This is a genomic window from Mesorhizobium sp. WSM4836, assembly GCF_055811815.1.
The window spans coordinates 25,001-42,370 of sequence record NZ_JBVVQF010000027.1 but is presented as its reverse complement, the minus strand read 5'-3'; the positions used below and the strand labels follow the sequence as shown (position 1 = coordinate 42,370).

Below are 17,370 nucleotides of genomic sequence, written 5' to 3'. Positions count from 1 at the left end.
GAAGACGTAAGTTTCAGACGGATGCCTTCTCCGCCAGCACCATGTAGTTGACGTCCATGTCCTTCGAGCGCTGCCAGCGGTCGGCGAGCGGGTTGTAGGTGACGCCGGTGCGGTCGATGACGGTCAGGCCGGCGCCGGCAAGCGCCTTTTCCAGTTCCTCGGGGCGCACCAGCTTGCCGAACTGGTGAGTGCCGCGGGGCAGCCAGCGCAGCACATATTCGGCGCCGATGATGGCCAGGCCCAGGGCCTTCAGCGTACGGTTGATGGTGGCGACGAACATGATGCCGCCGGGCTTGACCATCTCGCCGCATTTGGCCAGGAACAGATCGACATCGGCGACATGCTCGACCACCTCCATGTTGAGGATGACATCGAATTTTTCGCCGGCATCGGCCAGGTCTTCCGCGGTCGTGGAGCGGTAATCAACGCTCACGCCGACTTCCGCCGCATGCAGCTTTGCCACTTCGATGTTGGTGGCGGATGCATCGGCGCCGACCACTTCGGCGCCAAGCCGCGCCATCGGCTCGCACAAAAGCCCGCCGCCGCAGCCAATGTCGAGGAAGCACAGGCCTTCGAACGGGCGTGCCGCACGCGGATCGCGGCCGAAGCGGGCCGCCACCTGGTCGCGGATATAGGCAAGCCGGATCGGGTTGAACTTGTGCAGCGGGCGGAACTTGCCGTTAGGGTTCCACCATTCGGCGGCAAGGGCGGAAAAGCGTTCCACCTCTCCGGCATCGATCGTCGATCGTCGGGGCTCTGGCATGGCGTGGTCTCCTCGGACGCTAGGAAGTCGGGCGCGAGGCGGTGAATGTCAAGGCGCGAAATTCACCGCCGGCAGCGCGACGCGCGCGATGCCTGCCGGCGCCGCCCTTTGCCGGCTGCATTTGTGTCAGCACTGTCAGTTGATGGTGTGCCGGAAGGAAACAGCTAGGCTCGGGCGGACGAAGCAGAGACGTTCGAAGGAGTGCAAAACGATGCGGACGGTAGCTTCCATTCTTTGGCGCCGGCTTGACCAGGAAGGCCACGAAGCTTGCCTGCTGTCGGAAGCGACTTCCGGGTGGAATCTCAGGGGACACGCGCTTTTCGTCCAGGACGGCCAGCGTTGCAGCGTCGCCTACGAGGTGGACTGCGATAACGGCTGGCATACGCGCTCGGCGCGCGCCGACGGCTTTCTCGGCACGCAAGAGCAGCATCACAGGATCGACCGGCCGACCGAGCGCCAATGGACGCTGAACGGCGAGCATCAAGCGGAAGTAGACGGTCTCATCGATGTCGATCTCGGCTTCACCCCCGCCACAAACCTGCTCGCGCTCCGCCGTTCTGCCCTCGATGTCGGCACGGCGACGCCCGCCCCGGCAGCCTATCTGACATTTCCCGAACTCAGGCTCGTGCGCCTGGAACAGAGCTATCAGCGCGTCGATGCGGCACATTACGTCTATGCCGCCCCGATGTTCGGCTACAATGAGATGCTGGAGGTCTCGCCGCTCGGTTTCGTCCTCGACTATCCGCGCTTGTGGAGAGCCACGGCCCAGCTGGGCTGAAGCGCGCGCCATTTTGGCAAGAGGCAGTGCGGGAGCGATGCTGCGCTGGTCTGTCGCCCGGCCGGCAGCGGCGGCACGCCTTGCGAAACGACTGTCATTTGGCTAAGGAGGCCGCGCATTGAGCGCCCGGCCGCAGCTTGGCGCATTTTTCCGCTTTTCGGCCTTCGGTCCGGCATCCAGTCAAAGGCATTTCGCTTCCATGGCGCGCATCGTGATGAAATTCGGCGGGACCTCCGTCGCCGACATCGCCCGCATCCGCAATGTGGCGCGTCATGTCAAACGCGAGGTCGATGCCGGCCATGAAGTCGCCGTTGTGGTCTCGGCGATGGCCGGCAAGACCAACGAGCTCGTGCAATGGACGCGCGAGGCCTCGCCGATGCATGATGCGCGCGAATACGACGCCGTCGTCGCTTCCGGCGAGCAGGTCACCGCCGGCTTGCTGGCGATCGCGCTGCAGAATATCGGCGTGCATGCCCGCTCCTGGCAAGGCTGGCAGATCCCGATCAAGACCGACAACGCGCATGGCGCGGCGCGCATTCTCGATATCGACGGCGCGTTCCTGATCAAGCGCTTCGGCGAAGGCCAGGTGGCGGTGGTCGCCGGTTTCCAGGGCATCGGGCCGGACAACCGGATCGCAACGCTCGGCCGCGGCGGTTCCGATACCAGCGCTGTCGCCATCGCGGCGGCGGTCAAGGCCGACCGCTGCGACATCTATACCGACGTCGACGGGGTCTACACGACCGATCCGCGCATCGAGCCGAAGGCGCGGCGGCTGGCCAAGATTTCCTTCGAGGAAATGCTTGAAATGGCCTCGCTCGGGGCCAAGGTCCTGCAGGTGCGCTCGGTCGAGCTTGCCATGGTGCACAGGGTGCGTACCTTTGTGCGGTCGTCCTTCGACGATCCCGATGCACCCGGAATGGGGGATTTGCTCAATCCGCCGGGAACGCTTATTTGCGACGAGGAAGAGATCGTGGAACAGCAGGTCGTCACCGGAATTGCCTATGCCAAGGACGAAGCGCAGATTTCGCTGCGCCGCGTCGGCGACCGGCCGGGCGTCGCCGCCGGCATTTTCGGGCCGCTGGCCGAGGCCAACATCAATGTCGACATGATCGTCCAGAACATTTCCGAGGACGGCAAGTTCACCGACATGACCTTCACCGTGCCATCCGGCGACGTCGACAAGGCGCTCGCCGTGCTCGAGCGGCTGAAGGCGACGATCGGCTACGATGTGGTGCAGTCGGAAGCCGGCATGTCGAAGGTCTCGGTCATTGGCATCGGCATGCGCAGCCATGCCGGCGTCGCCGCCACCGCCTTCAAGGCCTTGGCCGACCGCGCGATCAACATCCGTGCCATCACAACGTCCGAAATCAAGATTTCGATCCTGATCGACGGTCCCTATACGGAACTAGCAGTTCGCACTTTGCATTCCGTGTACGGTCTGGATAAGCAGTAGCAGACTGCATCGGCCCGAAAATCGGAGTCGATTCTCGGAAGGCAGGATGCAGCGGATCGAAGGTCTTGGAGCGGCCTTTATGCGTCCAATTGGACGATGGCGCTCTAATTGAGTTGTTGCGTTTGTGCCGCTGTGCAGGGCAACCTGCACCGGTTGAAACGCTATTGGAGAAGAAGCCGCGATGCGTGATTCGGCCAGTGGCCCGCGCGTTTTGCTGAAACGGCTCCGCGAGCTCATGCAAGAGCCGCTGGACCCGCAGGAGCGGCTTGACCGAATCGTGCGCGACATCGCCTCCAACATGGTTGCCGAAGTCTGCTCGCTCTATGTGCTGCGCGCCGATTCGGTGCTCGAACTCTATGCCACCGAAGGCCTGAACCCCAACGCCGTCCACCTGGCGCAGCTCAGGCTGGGCCAGGGCCTGGTCGGCACGATCGCGGCCTCGGCGCGGCCGCTAAACCTCTCCAACGCGCAGGAGCATCCTGCTTTCGCCTACCTGCCGGAGACCGGGGAAGAAATCTACAATTCCTTCCTCGGCGTGCCGGTGCTGCGGGCAGGGCGGACGCTCGGCGTCCTGGTCGTGCAGAACAAGACCATGCGCCATTATCGCGACGACGAGGTCGAGGCGCTGGAAACGACGGCGATGGTGATCGCCGAGATGATCGCCACCGGCGATCTGGAGCGGCTGACAAGGCCCGGCCTGGAGCTCGATCTCCGCCGCCCGGTAAGCTTTACCGGCCTGTCCTTCAACGAAGGCGTCGGGCTCGGCCATGTGGTGCTGCACGAGCCGCGCATCGTCGTCACCAACCTGTTCAACGAGGACAGCGAGGAAGAGGTCAGGCGGCTAGACGCGTCCCTCGGCTCGCTCAGGCTCTCGATCGACGACATGCTGGAGCGCCGCGACGTCGCCTTCGAAGGCGAGCATCGCCAGGTGCTCGAAGCCTATCGCATGTTCGCCAACGACCGCGGCTGGGTGCGCCGGCTCGAGGAGGCGATCCGCAACGGCCTGACGGCCGAAGCGGCGGTCGAAAAGGTGCAGAGCGACATGCGTGCGCGGATGCTGCATATGACCGATCCGTACCTGCGCGAACGGATGAGCGATTTCGACGATCTCGCCAATCGGTTGTTGCGGCAGCTTATGGGGCGCGGGCCGGAGGACGTCGCGGCCTCGCTGCCCAAGGACGCCATCATCGTCGCCCGCTCGATGGGTGCTGCCGAGCTGCTCGACTATCCCAGGGACAAATTGCGCGGGCTGGTGCTGGAGGACGGCGCCGCGACCAGCCATGTCGTCATCGTGGCGCGGGCCATGGGCATACCCGTCGCCGGCCAGATGAAGGGCGCCGTTTCCATGGCGGAAAACGGCGATGCCATCATCGTCGACGGCGAGGAAGGCGCGATCCATCTGCGCCCGCAGCCCGACCTCGAGGCGGCCTACGCCGAGAAAGTGCGTTTCAGGGCGCGGCGGCAGGAGGTCTACCGCGAACTGCGCAAGAAGCCGTCGGTGACCAAGGACGGTGTCCAGGTCGATCTTCTGATGAATGCCGGGCTGGCGGTCGATCTGCCGCAACTGGCCGAAGCGGGCGCGGCCGGCATCGGCCTGTTCCGCACAGAGCTGCAATTCATGGTCGCCTCGACCTTTCCGCGCGCCGAAGCCCAGGAGCGGCTCTATCGTGACGTGCTCGAAGCGGCGCGCGGCAAGCCGGTGACGTTCCGAACCATCGATATTGGCGGCGACAAGGTGCTGCCCTATTTCAAGGGCTCGATCCAGGAAGAGAACCCGGCGCTCGGCTGGCGCGCCATCCGCCTGACGCTCGACCGGCCCGGATTGCTGCGCACCCAGATCCGCGCGCTGCTCAAGGCCTGCGGCGGGCGCGAACTGAAGCTGATGCTGCCAATGGTGACCGAACTGGGCGAGATCGCGCAGGCGCGCGAGATCATCGACCGCGAGGTGCGGCATCTGTCGCGCTTTGCCCATCATTTGCCGACCAGCCTCAAGCTCGGGGCGATGCTGGAGGTGCCTTCGCTGCTTTTCCAGCTCGACGAACTGATGAAGGCGGTCGATTTCGTCTCGGTCGGCTCGAATGACCTGTTCCAGTTCGTCATGGCGGTGGATCGCGGCAATACCCAATTGTCCGACCGCTTCGACCCGCTCTCGACGCCGTTCCTGCGCGTCCTGAAGCAGATTGCCGACGCCGGGGCGCGCAACCAAACGCCGGTGACCCTGTGCGGCGAACTTGCCGGCAAGCCGATTTCGGCGATGGCGCTGATCGGCCTTGGCTACCGCTCGATCTCGATGTCGCCGGCATCGATCGGCCCGGTCAAGGCGATGCTGACGGAATTGCCGCTCAGCGAGCTGGAAGCGTTCTTCGACGACAATCTGATGGCGCCGGCGCATGGCCTGCCGATGCGGGCGCTGCTGCAAGCCTTTGCCGACGACCGCTCTATACCGCTATAGATTCACGTGAGGGCGGCCTGCAAATGTCGATTTTCTGCGCTTCCGGTGCTCATGTACCAAATGTACATTCCGCTCCGGTTCTCGAAACTCGTCATTTTCGGCTCGCCCTGACTTGAATCTTATCGAAGTACCAGGACTATGATCAACCTGCCCCGCGACCGTATGGATCAAGTCGTCAAGCGTTTCGACATGCTCGAAGCGCAGATGTCGGCCGGGCCGGCGCCGGATGCCTATGTCAGGATGGCCTCCGAATATGCCGACATCCAGGAGATGGTGGCAAAGATCAGGGCACTGCGCGCCGCGGAGCGCGAACAGGCCGATCTGGAGGCGATGCTCGCCGACAAGGGCACCGACGCTGAGATGCGCGCCTTGGCCGAGGCCGACCTGCCGGAGGTCAAGGATCGCATCGAGACGCTGCAGAAGGACATCCAGATCCTGCTGTTGCCAAGGGATGCCGCCGACGACAAGAACGCCATTCTCGAAATTCGCGCCGGCACCGGCGGCGACGAGGCGGCGCTTTTCGCCGGCGACCTGTTTCGCATGTACGAACGCTATGCCGCGGCCCATGGCTGGCGTTTCGAGACGGTGTCGGCCAGCGAGGGCGAGGTCGGCGGCTACAAGGAAATCATCGCCACCGTTTCGGGCAAAGGCGTCTTTGCCCATCTGAAGTTTGAATCCGGCGTGCACCGGGTACAGCGCGTGCCGACGACCGAGGCGGGCGGACGCATTCATACCTCGGCGGCGACGGTCGCGGTGCTGCCTGAAGCCGAAGAGGTCGACATCGACATCAGGGCCGAAGACATCCGCATCGACACGATGCGCGCCTCGGGTTCCGGCGGCCAGCACGTCAACACCACCGATTCGGCCGTGCGCATCACCCATCTGCCGACCGGCATCATGGTGGTGCAGGCAGAGAAGTCGCAGCACCAGAACCGGGCGAAGGCCATGCAGATCCTGCGCGCCAGGCTCTACGACCTCGAGCGCAGCAAGGCGGACGAGGAACGCTCGGAATCGCGCAAGTCGCAGGTTGGCTCGGGCGACCGTTCGGAGCGCATCCGTACCTATAATTTTCCGCAAGGTCGCGTCACCGATCATCGCATCAACCTGACGCTCTACAAGCTCGACCGGGTAATGATGGGCGAGCTCGACGAGATCGTCGACGCGCTGATCGCCGATCACCAGTCGAAGCTGCTCGCCGATATCGGCATCGATGGCTGACAGCCTGCCCGCCACGCTGGCGCCGCTGCTGCGGGAGGCGCGAAACCGGCTCGCCGCAGCCGGGGTTGCGGATCAGGCGCTCGATGCCAGATTGATCGTCGAGCATTTTTCCGGCACCAGTCGCACGCAGGCTATCGCCGATCCCGGGCGAGCGGTCGATGCGGACGTGACGGCGGCAATCGAAGCCGCCTTGCGACGGCGCATTGCAGGCGAGCCGGTACACCGCATCCTCGGCTACCGTGAATTCTACGGCTTGCGCCTTTCGCTTTCGCCGCAAACGCTGGAGCCGCGGCCGGATACCGAAACGCTGGTCGAGGCGGTGCTGCCTTTCGTCAAGGCAGTTGCGACACGCGAAGGCGGTTGCCGGATCCTCGATCTCGGGACCGGCACCGGTGCCATCGCGCTGGCGCTGCTCAGCGCCGTTCCGGCCGCGACCGCCACCGGCGTCGACATTTCGCAAGAGGCGCTGGCCACCGCCACGCGCAATGCCAGGGAATTGGGGCTCGCCGGCCGGTTTACGGCGCTCAAATCCGACTGGTTTGAAAAAGTTTCTGGCCGGTACCATGTAATTGCCGCAAACCCTCCCTATATACCCTCAGACGACATTGGAAATCTGCAGGACGAGGTCCGCGGTTTCGATCCACGCAAGGCCCTCGATGGCGGCGTGGACGGTCTGAGCCCCTACAGGAAGATCGCCGCAGGAGCGGCAGCGTATTTGGAAGTCCAAGGCAGGATTGCGGTCGAGATCGGCCATACGCAGCAACAACAGGTTACGGAGATATTCTCCGCGGCCGGGTACCGTTCGGTCGGGGTGTTTCGTGATCTCGGCGGAAACGACAGAGTTCTTGTGTTCGAACGGTGGAAGCCGTGATGCAGTGCGAAAAAAGCGCTTGGCAATACCGGGGAATGCGGCTAGGGTCGCCTTAACCGGATGAGACGAAGCAGGCAGTGCTCTTAGCGATTCGGTTTTCCTTGGAAATAGCTGCCTTCTTGCGCAAACGACGCCCAAGCTTCGTGCGGGAATCGTCCGGCAAGTGAAGTAACCGGAACAGGATGGCACGTGGCGCCAACGCAATTGATGCGGGCGAACGCCGGTGAAGGAACGAAACGGCTGGCCGCATGAGCGCCTCCGTTCGTGAAGAGTTTTTCGAAAATTTCAAAGTGAAGAGAGTCTAATGAGGCCACAACAGCAAAACAGGCGCATGCGCGGTCGCAACAACAATGGCGGCGGCAACAACAATAACAACAACAACAACCGGAAGGGGCCGAATCCCCTGACGCGCAACTACGAGAGCAACGGCCCGGACGTGAAGATCCGCGGGTCGGCTCAGCAGATTGCCGAGAAGTACGCAACCCTTGCCCGTGACGCGCAAAGCTCCGGCGACCGGGTGATGGCGGAAAACTATCTCCAGCATGCAGAGCACTATAACCGCATCATCGCGGCCGCTCAGGCGCAGATGCCGATCCAGAACGCGCAGCAGAATCGCGACGATTTCGACGATGACGGCGACGAGGATCGCGACGAGTTCGACAATGCCGGCAACAACAATGCCAACGAGACATCGGGCTCGACGGTCAATCAAGGGGCCGGCCCGCAGCCGGTCATCGACGGCACGCCGGCCGAGCTGGCCCTGAACCAGGAAAACAGCCGCGAAAATCGGGGCGGTCGCGATAACCGTGACGGCCGCGACAACAATGGCGGACGCCACCGCGACCGTCGCCCCAATGGCGGTTTCGGCCAGAACGGCCAGCGCGGCGAGTATGGCGCGCGGGGCGAGCAGCAGGGTGGCCAGCGCGTCGAACAGCCACGGCGCGACGAGACGCCGGCGCAGGCGGAGCCCGCGCCGACCGCTGAGCCGGCCTTTGTGAGCGAGCCCGCACCGCAATTCGACAACTTTTCGCCGGCGGGTCTCGCAGCCCAGGCCGAGCTCAACGAAGCCGCGGCCGAAAACAGCCCGGCCCGCCGCCCCAGGCGCCCGCGTCGTCCGCGCCTCGATGTCGAACAGGCAAATGGCGGCAACGACAACGCCGGCCCTGACAGTGCCGACACAAGCAGTGCTGCGACTGGCAATGTCGATGCAGCGCCGGCTGAAGACGCTGGAGGCGAGCCCGCCATCATCGACGTCAACAACTGAGCAAGCTTGGCAGACCAAGCTTTCGAGCCATTCTTGGACGGCGGAGAGAAATCTCCGCCGTTTTCTGTTGCGCGCAAATATTATGAATTGACCCTTATCAAGGCGCCTTGAGAGAGCCTGGCCCATGCACCATATCCTGCGTGAACAGGATCCGGCTCGAACGGGCGGGTCCGTCACCGCAATCTGATCCGGCGCCGCGAAGCGGGCCGGTGACGGAAGGAGACAGGCATGAATCTTGAAAAATATTCCGAGCGCGTGCGCGGCTTTATCCAGTCCGCGCAAACCATGGCGCTTTCCCGCAATCACCAGCAATTCACCCCCGAGCATATCCTCAAGGTCCTTGTCGACGATGACGAAGGCCTGGCTGCGTCGCTGATCGAGCGCGCCGGCGGCAATGTCCGTGACGTCAAGCTCGGCGTCGAAACGGCACTGGAGGCAATGCCCAAGGTCGAGGGCGGCAATGGCCAGCTCTATCTGGCGCAGCCGCTGGCAAAGGTGTTTTCGACCGCCGAGGAACTGGCCAAGAAGGCCGGTGACAGCTTCGTCACCGTCGAACGGCTATTGCAGGCGCTGGCCATGGAAAAATCGGCCAAGACCGCCGACATCCTCTCCAAGGCGGGTGTTACGCCGCAGGCGCTAAACCAGGTCATCAACGACGTACGCAAAGGTCGCACCGCCGATTCGGCGAGCGCCGAGCAGGGCTACGACGCGCTGAAGAAATACGCGCGCGACCTGACGGCGGATGCCCGCGCGGGCAAGCTCGATCCGGTCATCGGCCGTGATGACGAAATCCGCCGCACCATCCAGGTGCTGTCGCGCCGCACCAAGAACAACCCAGTGCTGATCGGCGAACCCGGGGTCGGCAAGACGGCGATCGCCGAAGGGCTGGCGCTGCGCATCGTCAATGGCGATGTGCCGGAATCGCTCAAGGACAAGCAGCTGATGGCGCTTGACATGGGCTCGCTGATCGCCGGCGCCAAATACCGCGGCGAGTTCGAGGAGCGGCTGAAAGCGGTGCTTTCCGAAGTCACGTCTGCCGCCGGCGGCATCATCCTGTTCATCGACGAGATGCACACGCTGGTCGGCGCCGGCAAGGCGGATGGCGCCATGGATGCGTCGAACCTGCTGAAGCCGGCGCTGGCCCGCGGTGAACTGCACTGCGTCGGCGCCACTACGCTCGATGAATACCGCAAGCATGTCGAGAAGGATGCAGCCCTTGCCCGCCGCTTCCAGCCGGTCTTCGTCAACGAGCCGACGGTCGAAGACACCGTCTCGATCCTGCGCGGCCTGAAAGAGAAATACGAGCAGCACCACAAGGTGCGCATCTCGGATTCGGCACTGGTCGCGGCCGCAACCCTGTCCAACCGCTACATCGCTGACCGCTTCCTGCCGGACAAGGCGATCGACCTCGTCGACGAGGCCGCGTCGCGGCTCCGCATGCAGGTCGATTCGAAGCCCGAGGCGCTGGACGAGATCGACCGCCGCATCATGCAGCTCAAGATCGAGCGCGAGGCGCTGAAGGTCGAGAAGGACGATGCCTCGAAGGACCGGCTCGCCCGGCTCGAGAAGGAACTCTCGAACCTCGAGGAGGAATCGACGGAGCTGACCTCGAAATGGCAGGCCGAGAAGCAGAAGCTCGGGCTTGCCGCCGACCTCAAGAAGCAGCTCGACGAGGCGCGGAACGAACTTGCCATTGCCCAGCGCCAGGGTGAATTCCAGCGCGCCGGGGAACTTGCCTACGGCAAGATACCGGAACTCGAAAAGCAGCTGAAGCAGGCCGAAGCCAGGGATGGCAAGGCCGGCATGGTCGAAGAAGTGGTCGGCCCCGACCACGTCGCCCATATCGTCTCGCGCTGGACGGGGATCCCGGTCGACAAGATGCTGGAAGGCGAGCGCGACAAGCTGTTGCGCATGGAAGACGAGATCGGCAGGCGCGTCGTCGGCCAGGGCGAGGCGGTGCAGGCCGTGTCGAAAGCGGTGCGTCGTGCCCGCGCGGGTCTGCAGGACCCGAACCGGCCGCTCGGCTCGTTCATGTTTCTCGGGCCGACGGGCGTCGGCAAGACCGAATTGACGAAGGCGCTGGCCAGCTTCCTGTTCGACGACGAGAGCGCGATGGTGCGTATCGACATGTCGGAGTTCATGGAGAAGCACTCGGTCGCCCGGCTGATCGGCGCGCCTCCCGGCTATGTCGGCTATGAGGAAGGCGGCGCGCTGACCGAAGCGGTGCGGCGCCGGCCCTATCAGGTCGTACTGTTCGACGAGATCGAGAAGGCGCATCCTGATGTCTTCAACGTGCTGCTGCAGGTGCTCGACGACGGCCGGCTGACGGACGGGCAGGGCCGCACGGTCGACTTCCGCAACACGCTGATCATCATGACGTCCAATCTCGGCGCCGAATATCTGGTCAATCTCGGCGAGGACCAGGATGTCGACGTCGTGCGCGACGAGGTGATGAATGTCGTCAGGGCTTCGTTCCGGCCGGAATTCCTCAACCGCATCGACGAGGTGATCCTGTTCCACCGGCTGCGCCGCCAGGATATGGGCCAGATCGTCCAAATCCAGCTCAAGCGGCTGGAAAACCTGCTCGTCGACCGCAAGATATCGCTTTCGCTCGATCAGGAGGCGATCGACTGGCTGGCGGCCAAGGGTTACGATCCGGCCTATGGCGCGCGGCCGCTGAAGCGGGTGATGCAGAAGGACTTGCAGGACCCGCTGGCGGAAAAGATCCTGCTCGGCGAGATTCTCGACGGCTCGACCGTCAAGGTCACCGCCGGATCCGACCGCTTGAACTTCCGCTCGAAGCCGGCGATCGTGGCAACCGAGGCGGCCGCCTGAGTTCAAGCCAAGAGCCTGTTCCATCCCGATCGAATCGGGATGGAATTCCTATCTTCAATTTCGATCATGATCTTTTCCGAAAACCGGCATCCGCTTTGGTACGCCGACCTTCGGTTCATGGTCTAAAACCACTGGCGGGGTGCAGATGACGTTGGACGACTACAACAGTTTCTGCGCCTCGCTTCCTTCGACGACCCACGTCGTGCAGTGGGGCGGCGCCCATGTCTGGAAAGTCGGCGGCAAGGTGTTTGCGATCGGCGGCTGGAGCGAAGGCAAGGAGCCCTCCATCACCTTCAAATGCTCGGATATCGCCTATGACGTGCTGAGGGAACAGCCGGGCCTTCGGCCGGCGCCGTATCTCGCCTCGCGCGGCATGAAATGGATCCAGCGCCGGACAAGCGAAAGCATGGATGATGAGGCGCTGACGGACTATCTGCGCGAAAGCCACCGTCTTGTGGCGCTAAAGTTGACGAAACAGGTACGCAAGGAGTTGGGGCTCCCTGTCGGTTGATCCGCCAGACCCGCCATCTTCATGCCCGGTTCATATTGGAACCTTATGGTTGACAACTGATTTGCCGTCGAAGGGGTTTGCCTGCCGCATCGGCCCGAAGATCGAATTCGATGTTCGGAAAGGACGATGCGGAGATTTAGGTATTGGAGCGACCTTTGCGCGTCCGAAAGGACGCGCAGCGTTCCGAGAGGACAACGTCGACGGCGGCATTTACGGACCGGAGAATCTTGGCCACCATGCTGCGCACCATCTTCACCCTTTCAGCGCTTGCTGCCGGGCTGCTGGCGTCTAATGCGATGGCCTCGCCCCTGGCGGATACCGCGCCCGGGGTTGTTCGCGCTGCCGATGCGGGCGGCGTTCTGATCGCCCAGAACGGCAATCTCGATATCTACTACGACGCTAGGGGAAATCGCGTCATCGTCGATGCGGAAACCGGCAAGGTTATCGCCATCCAGCCGCCGCAAACCAGGCTCGACCGCCGTGCCTTGCGCCGCGAGCGCTTGCGCAATCTCGGACCGGTCGAGGACGACCGCTATTATCTCGACGACCCGCAGGACATGGCGCGCTACCGCCGCAGGCAGTTGGAAGACGAGGGCAGGATCGTCGTGCCGCCTGCCGACGACTACGACTTTAATGGCGACAATTCGGTGGAAGCGTTCCCCGAAGCGCCACGGGATGATAGCTACGGCAACGGTTATCCGGAGGCAGCGCAGCCGGTGAACCCGGGCACCATCGAGCGCCAGCCGCTCAACGAGGCCTCGATCGAGCCGGTCGAGCCGACAGTGCCGAACGCGGCCTTGCCACCAGACATGCCGCCAGACACTGGCGGCAAGACGGCGGTCGACCCGTCGCTTTCGCTCGGCGCCCGCCAGGACGTGGCGGCGCTGCAGGTGCTGCTCGACCGTGCCGGTGCGTCGCCCGGCGTCATCGACGGACGCTTCGGCTCGAATGTCGACAAGGCGCTCGCCGCCTACAACGAGATCACTGGCAGCAATTTGAAGTCGACCGACGCGATCGGCATCCAGGCCGCCCTGGCGCAATCCGGCGGCGATGCCTTCGCTTCCTATACGATTACGCCCGAGGATGCGGCCGGCCCCTATGTCGCCTCGATACCGGAGGACTACAGCCAAAAGGCGCAGCTCGAGCGCATGGGCTACACGTCGGTGTCCGAAGCGCTGGCCGAGCGCTTCCACATGGACGAGGCCTATCTGAAATCGCTCAATCCGGACGCCAACTTCAATCGTCCGGGCACCATCATCAAGGTTGCCAAATTCGGCAGGCTGGTGGCGACGCCGGTGGCGCGCATCATCGCCGACAAGGCCAATAAGCAGGTTCGCGCCTATGATGCGGCGGACAAGCTGGTCGCAGCCTACCCGGCGACTATCGGCTCGTCGGACACGCCATCGCCGTCCGGCACGCATGCGGTGTCGCGCGTCGCATTTGATCCGAACTACACCTACAACCCGAACATCAATTTCAAGCAGGGCGAAAACGACAGGATCCTGACCATCCCGCCAGGACCGAACGGCCCGGTCGGCTCGGTCTGGATCGCGCTGGACAAGCCAACCTACGGCATTCACGGCACGCCGGATCCGTCAAAGATAGGCAAGACCGAAAGCCATGGCTGCGTGCGGCTGACGAATTGGGATGCGCGCGAGCTCGCCAAGATCGTGACGCCTGGCGTGACGGTGGAGTTCGTCGAGCAGGGCATGTCGATATTCAGGTGATGCCGGCCTGCACGACTCAAAAGTACGCTCCGCTCCGGTTCTCGGAAGCCACCATTTTCGGCCCGGCCTGACCTGAATCTCAACACACCCTGAAGCGGACATGCGTCGCTCCATTCACCCGATGATCTTGCGCAGCAGTGGCGTGTGCAGCGCTGCCGCGTAGATCAGCTGCACCACCAGGATAAAGCCGACGCTGAGCAATGGGCTGGCCAGGCAGAGTGCTGCGCCGACGGCCCACAGGATCTGTGCCTTGACGATGCGCAGATAGACCGTTCGGGTGGTCTCCGCGTCGACACGTTCGGCCAGGAATCCGTTCTTGTCCGCATAGCGCCAACTGGCGAGCAGCGTCAGGCCGAGCATCAAAAGATTGAGCCAGTAGACGAGCACCGCGGTTCTGTATTCGAGGAAGTCGGCGAGAAGGTCGGTCGAGAACGGCAGCAGGGCGATGAAGCCGAGAAAGCAGAGGTTCAGCGTGGCAAGCCGTCTGTCGGATTTTGCGATCAGCCCGTGTTGCGCCTGCTGGCCGAACCAGAAGATGGTCAGCGTCAGGAAGCTGAGCGCATAGGTCAGGAAACGCGGCGCCAGTGCTGTGATCGCGGCGATCAACTCGCTTTCGGAGTGCACCGTCTCATGCGCCGGCACCCTGATCTCGAGAACGATCAAAGTGAGCGCGATGGCGAACACGCCGTCGGTGATGCCGACGACGCGCCCGCGTCCTTCCGCCGACGGTTCGAGTGGCCGTTTCATGCGGTATTTCCCCGTTGTCTGTAGCGCTGCGAGAAGCTTAGCACGGCATCTGCCGTTTGCACCCGGAGCGGCGTGATCCTGCCTGTGTGGCCAGGTTGGGCCTGGTTTCAACGAGAACAGCGTGCTGGCCGGTTGTCGCCAACGCGCCGGCGGTCTAGGTAAGGCGGCATGCAAACGCCAACCAAAGTCGGTACCGGCGCCGTTCCCCTGACCGGCTCGCTTCCCGCCGACACGTTCTGTCCGCAGGCGCAGCGGCGGTTCGTGCTGATCGCCGCGATCCTGGCTTCGGCGCTCGGCTTCATCGACGGATCGGTCCTGGCCATTGCGACGCCGGCGATCCGCATCGACCTCGGCGCCAGCCTTGCCGAGGCACAATGGATTTCCAATGCCTATGCATTGACGCTTTCAGCCCTCATTCTCGTCGGCGGCGCCGCCGGCGATCGCTTCGGCCTGCGCCACTCCTTCGTCATCGGCATCGTCCTGTTCATTGCCGCCTCGCTTGCCTGTGCGCTGGCGCCTAACCCGGCGGTGCTTATTGCATTTCGGGCCATCCAGGGTGTCGGAGCGGCAATCATGGTGCCGGGCAGCCTGGCCATCATCGCCAAAGCCTATCCGAAAAAGGAACGCGGCCGGGCGATCGGCATCTGGGCCGCGGCATCGGCACTGACGACGGCGCTCGGCCCGGTGCTGGGTGGCTTCGTGCTGTCGGCGTTCGGCGGCGGCATCTGGCGGGCGATCTTCGCCATCAATCTGCCGCTCGGTCTTATCTCGATCTATCTTCTGCTGGCCAAGGTCCCTGCCGACGCGCCGGCGGAAAAGCGCAGCCTCGATCTCGGAGGCGCTGCACTCGCCATGTTGGCGTTCGGAGCTCTCGCTTACGGCCTGACCTCGATGAGCGGCGACGGGGAGGGGCTGATGTCTGGCCCGAGTATTGCCGCCGGTGCGATTTTGCTCGTCGTGTTCATCGTCTTCGAGCGCCGGCGGCGCGAGCCGATGATCGACCTGTCGCTGTTTCGGATCGGCGCGTTCGCGGGCGCCAATGTGGCGACCTTCTTCCTTTATTTCGCGCTGTCGGCCAATCTGTTCTATCTGCCGATGCTCATGATCGCCGGATGGGGGCTGAGTGCCGCCGAGGTCGGTTTCATCTTCCTGCCGCTGTCGGCATTGATCGCCTTGTTGTCCGGGCCGGTCGGCCAGTGGTCCGACCGCATCGGGCCTCGCTTTCCGGTCGCCAGCGGCAGTCTGGTTGTGGCTCTTGCCTTTGCCGGGCTTGCCTTGCTGGCCTATTGGGGGATCCACAATTTCTGGTTGGGGGTGTTCCCGCTGATGGCGCTGATGGGGTTCGGCATGGCGCTGGTGGTGTCGCCGCTCTCGACCGCCATCATGACGGCCGTCGAGGACAAGGATACGGGTGCCGCCTCGGGCATCAACAACGCGGTCTCGCGCATCGGCGGCCTGATCGCCGTGGCGGCGATGGGATCGCTTGCGGCCTGGGTCTATGCTGGCGTGCTCGGCACCGGTGCCGGCTCCGGGATTCCGGGCTTCGGCGAACCGCCGCCAGCCGGCCTAGCGCCCGGCCTCGATGCGGCACGACTTGCCGCCAGCGACGCGGCATTCGCCGCCGTTGCCGCGGTCACTGCGCTGCTTTGCCTGCTTTCGGCAATCACCGCGTGGACGACGGTTTCCGGCGAGCGGCTGCCATGGGCGCGCGACACGGCGAATCAGCAGGGCTGACGACGAAAAACGTCGGCTCAGCCTTCGATTTTGGCGCTCGCGACCTTCAACTGATTGCTGTCTTCCTGCTTGAGCAGGTCGTCGATGCGTTCGCGCTCGCGCTTGAAGGCGACGAGATCGTCGCCCTTCAGCGTCTTGCCGACCGGCAGGCGGACGCGCATCGAATCGACCTTGGTGCCGTTGACGATCAGTTCGTAATGAAGGTGCGGACCGGTGGAGAGGCCGGTTGATCCGAGATAGCCGATGACCTGACCCTGGCGAACGCGAACACCCGGCTCAATGCCTTTGGCAAAGGCGCTCTGGTGGTTGTAGGACGTCTCGTAGCCATTGGCGTGACGCAAGATGATCTGCTTGCCATAGCCGCCGGCCCAGCCGGCTTTTTCGACGACGCCATTGCCCGCGGCAATGATCGGCGACCCCACCGGGGCTGCCCAGTCGGTGCCGGTATGCATTTTCACATACCCCAAAATGGGGTGGCGCCTGGCACCGAACCCGGACGTAAACCTGCCATTGGGCAAGGGATTGCGCAGCAGAAACTGCTCGGCGCTGCTGCCGTTTTCGTCGAAATAGTCGGTGCTGCCGTCCTGCATCTGGAAACGGTAGAAATTTCGCGTCGTGCCGCCGAAAGTGGCGGAGACGTAAAGCAGTTCGGATTCGTCGGACGCCTGGTCGTCGCCATCGGGCTGCGAGAACAGCACCTCGATGCGGTCCGTGGGATTGAGGCGCGACTGGAAGTCGACACTGGATGCCAGCAACTTGATCAGCCGTTGCGTCATCGCCTTGGACATGCCGTAGGAATAGGCGGTGCGGTAGATGCCATCATAGACATTCGGCAGATTGCCGCGCACTACGGGCGCAGGCGAATCGTCGAACGCCGTCAGCAATTCGGGATTTGGCTCCGGCTCCTGCGCCGGCACGTACTGGTCATGATCGTCGAGCGCGATGGTAACGATGTGCTGGGTCCTGTCGTACACGCTGGTGCGAACAATCTTGGCGACGTCGCCATGGACCTCGAGC

General features: G+C 63.6%; 13 protein-coding genes (1 of these 13 running past the window's edge). 10 read left to right on the top strand and 3 right to left on the bottom strand.

From position 1 onward, the window contains the following. Positions 1 to 13: 13 nt before the first annotated feature. Positions 14 to 763: a bifunctional 2-polyprenyl-6-hydroxyphenol methylase/3-demethylubiquinol 3-O-methyltransferase UbiG gene (gene ubiG, locus AC0L2P_RS26540; protein WP_473505478.1), complete on the bottom strand. Its 750-nt coding sequence runs from the start codon at positions 761 to 763 to the stop codon at positions 14 to 16. 211 nt (positions 764 to 974) lie between these two features. Between ubiG and AC0L2P_RS26535 the strand changes: the two genes are divergently transcribed. The 9 genes from AC0L2P_RS26535 (at position 975) to AC0L2P_RS26495 (ending at position 13,872) form a co-directional block, all read left to right on the top strand. After that, positions 975 to 1,541, top strand: coding sequence for a putative glycolipid-binding domain-containing protein (locus tag AC0L2P_RS26535; RefSeq protein WP_473505476.1), 567 nt, complete (start codon positions 975 to 977; stop codon positions 1,539 to 1,541). Between the two features lie 199 nt (positions 1,542 to 1,740). Next, on the top strand, positions 1,741 to 2,994 hold the full coding sequence (locus AC0L2P_RS26530) for an aspartate kinase (RefSeq protein WP_254816709.1): 1,254 nt from the start codon (positions 1,741 to 1,743) through the stop codon (positions 2,992 to 2,994). A gap of 181 nt (positions 2,995 to 3,175) precedes the next feature. Further along, a complete protein-coding gene (gene ptsP / locus AC0L2P_RS26525; protein ID WP_473505474.1) occupies positions 3,176 to 5,446 on the top strand; it encodes a phosphoenolpyruvate--protein phosphotransferase in 2,271 nt (756 codons plus the stop codon). 138 nt (positions 5,447 to 5,584) lie between these two features. Next, a complete protein-coding gene (prfA, locus tag AC0L2P_RS26520) occupies positions 5,585 to 6,664 on the top strand; it encodes a peptide chain release factor 1 (protein ID WP_473505472.1) in 1,080 nt (359 codons plus the stop codon). Further along, entirely contained in the window at positions 6,657 to 7,535 is an 879-nt protein-coding gene (gene prmC, locus AC0L2P_RS26515; protein ID WP_473505470.1) for a peptide chain release factor N(5)-glutamine methyltransferase, read from the top strand. Before prfA ends, prmC begins: the two co-directional genes overlap by 8 nt. Positions 7,536 to 7,866: 331 nt before the next feature. Then, complete coding sequence (locus AC0L2P_RS26510; protein ID WP_473505468.1) at positions 7,867 to 8,799, top strand: DUF4167 domain-containing protein; 933 nt, start codon at positions 7,867 to 7,869, stop codon at positions 8,797 to 8,799. Positions 8,800 to 9,027: 228 nt separating this feature from the next. Further along, on the top strand, positions 9,028 to 11,634 hold the full coding sequence (gene clpB / locus AC0L2P_RS26505; protein ID WP_473505466.1) for an ATP-dependent chaperone ClpB: 2,607 nt from the start codon (positions 9,028 to 9,030) through the stop codon (positions 11,632 to 11,634). Between the two features lie 145 nt (positions 11,635 to 11,779). Then, complete coding sequence (locus AC0L2P_RS26500) at positions 11,780 to 12,145, top strand: MmcQ/YjbR family DNA-binding protein (RefSeq protein WP_473505464.1); 366 nt, start codon at positions 11,780 to 11,782, stop codon at positions 12,143 to 12,145. A 236-nt stretch (positions 12,146 to 12,381) separates the two neighbouring features. Continuing rightward, positions 12,382 to 13,872, top strand: coding sequence for a L,D-transpeptidase family protein (locus AC0L2P_RS26495; RefSeq protein WP_473505462.1), 1,491 nt, complete (start codon positions 12,382 to 12,384; stop codon positions 13,870 to 13,872). A gap of 114 nt (positions 13,873 to 13,986) precedes the next feature. On the opposite strand, the gene AC0L2P_RS26490 is transcribed toward AC0L2P_RS26495, so the two are convergent. Beyond that, positions 13,987 to 14,619 carry a TMEM175 family protein gene (locus AC0L2P_RS26490; RefSeq protein WP_473505460.1) on the bottom strand — a complete coding sequence of 211 codons (633 nt, stop codon included), beginning with the start codon at positions 14,617 to 14,619 and terminating at the stop codon, positions 13,987 to 13,989. A gap of 168 nt (positions 14,620 to 14,787) precedes the next feature. Here AC0L2P_RS26490 and AC0L2P_RS26485 point away from each other — a divergent pair, with 168 nt between their 5' ends. Continuing rightward, positions 14,788 to 16,353 (top strand): MFS transporter, encoded by a 1,566-nt coding sequence (locus tag AC0L2P_RS26485; RefSeq protein ID WP_473505458.1) that lies wholly within the window; start codon positions 14,788 to 14,790, stop codon positions 16,351 to 16,353. Between the two features lie 17 nt (positions 16,354 to 16,370). On the opposite strand, the gene AC0L2P_RS26480 is transcribed toward AC0L2P_RS26485, so the two are convergent. After that, positions 16,371 to 17,370, bottom strand: partial view of a M23 family metallopeptidase gene (locus AC0L2P_RS26480; protein WP_473505456.1) — the 3' portion only. Its footprint extends 959 nt past the window's final position; the window shows 1,000 of its 1,959 coding nt (coding positions 960-1,959); its start codon lies beyond the right edge, outside the window — the gene reads right to left on this strand; it ends in the stop codon at positions 16,371 to 16,373.

What these genes read in the sequence shown, in the direction of transcription:
- ubiG (WP_473505478.1), bottom strand. Translation starts at nt 763, where the DNA reads ATGCCAGAGCCCCGACGATCGACGATCGATGCCGGAGAGGTGGAACGC.
- AC0L2P_RS26535 (WP_473505476.1), top strand. Translation starts at nt 975, where the DNA reads ATGCGGACGGTAGCTTCCATTCTTTGGCGCCGGCTTGACCAGGAAGGC.
- AC0L2P_RS26530 (WP_254816709.1), top strand. Translation starts at nt 1,741, where the DNA reads ATGGCGCGCATCGTGATGAAATTCGGCGGGACCTCCGTCGCCGACATC.
- ptsP (WP_473505474.1), top strand. Translation starts at nt 3,176, where the DNA reads ATGCGTGATTCGGCCAGTGGCCCGCGCGTTTTGCTGAAACGGCTCCGC.
- prfA (WP_473505472.1), top strand. Translation starts at nt 5,585, where the DNA reads ATGATCAACCTGCCCCGCGACCGTATGGATCAAGTCGTCAAGCGTTTC.
- prmC (WP_473505470.1), top strand. Translation starts at nt 6,657, where the DNA reads ATGGCTGACAGCCTGCCCGCCACGCTGGCGCCGCTGCTGCGGGAGGCG.
- AC0L2P_RS26510 (WP_473505468.1), top strand. Translation starts at nt 7,867, where the DNA reads ATGCGCGGTCGCAACAACAATGGCGGCGGCAACAACAATAACAACAAC.
- clpB (WP_473505466.1), top strand. Translation starts at nt 9,028, where the DNA reads ATGAATCTTGAAAAATATTCCGAGCGCGTGCGCGGCTTTATCCAGTCC.
- AC0L2P_RS26500 (WP_473505464.1), top strand. Translation starts at nt 11,780, where the DNA reads ATGACGTTGGACGACTACAACAGTTTCTGCGCCTCGCTTCCTTCGACG.
- AC0L2P_RS26495 (WP_473505462.1), top strand. Translation starts at nt 12,382, where the DNA reads ATGCTGCGCACCATCTTCACCCTTTCAGCGCTTGCTGCCGGGCTGCTG.
- AC0L2P_RS26490 (WP_473505460.1), bottom strand. Translation starts at nt 14,619, where the DNA reads ATGAAACGGCCACTCGAACCGTCGGCGGAAGGACGCGGGCGCGTCGTC.
- AC0L2P_RS26485 (WP_473505458.1), top strand. Translation starts at nt 14,788, where the DNA reads ATGCAAACGCCAACCAAAGTCGGTACCGGCGCCGTTCCCCTGACCGGC.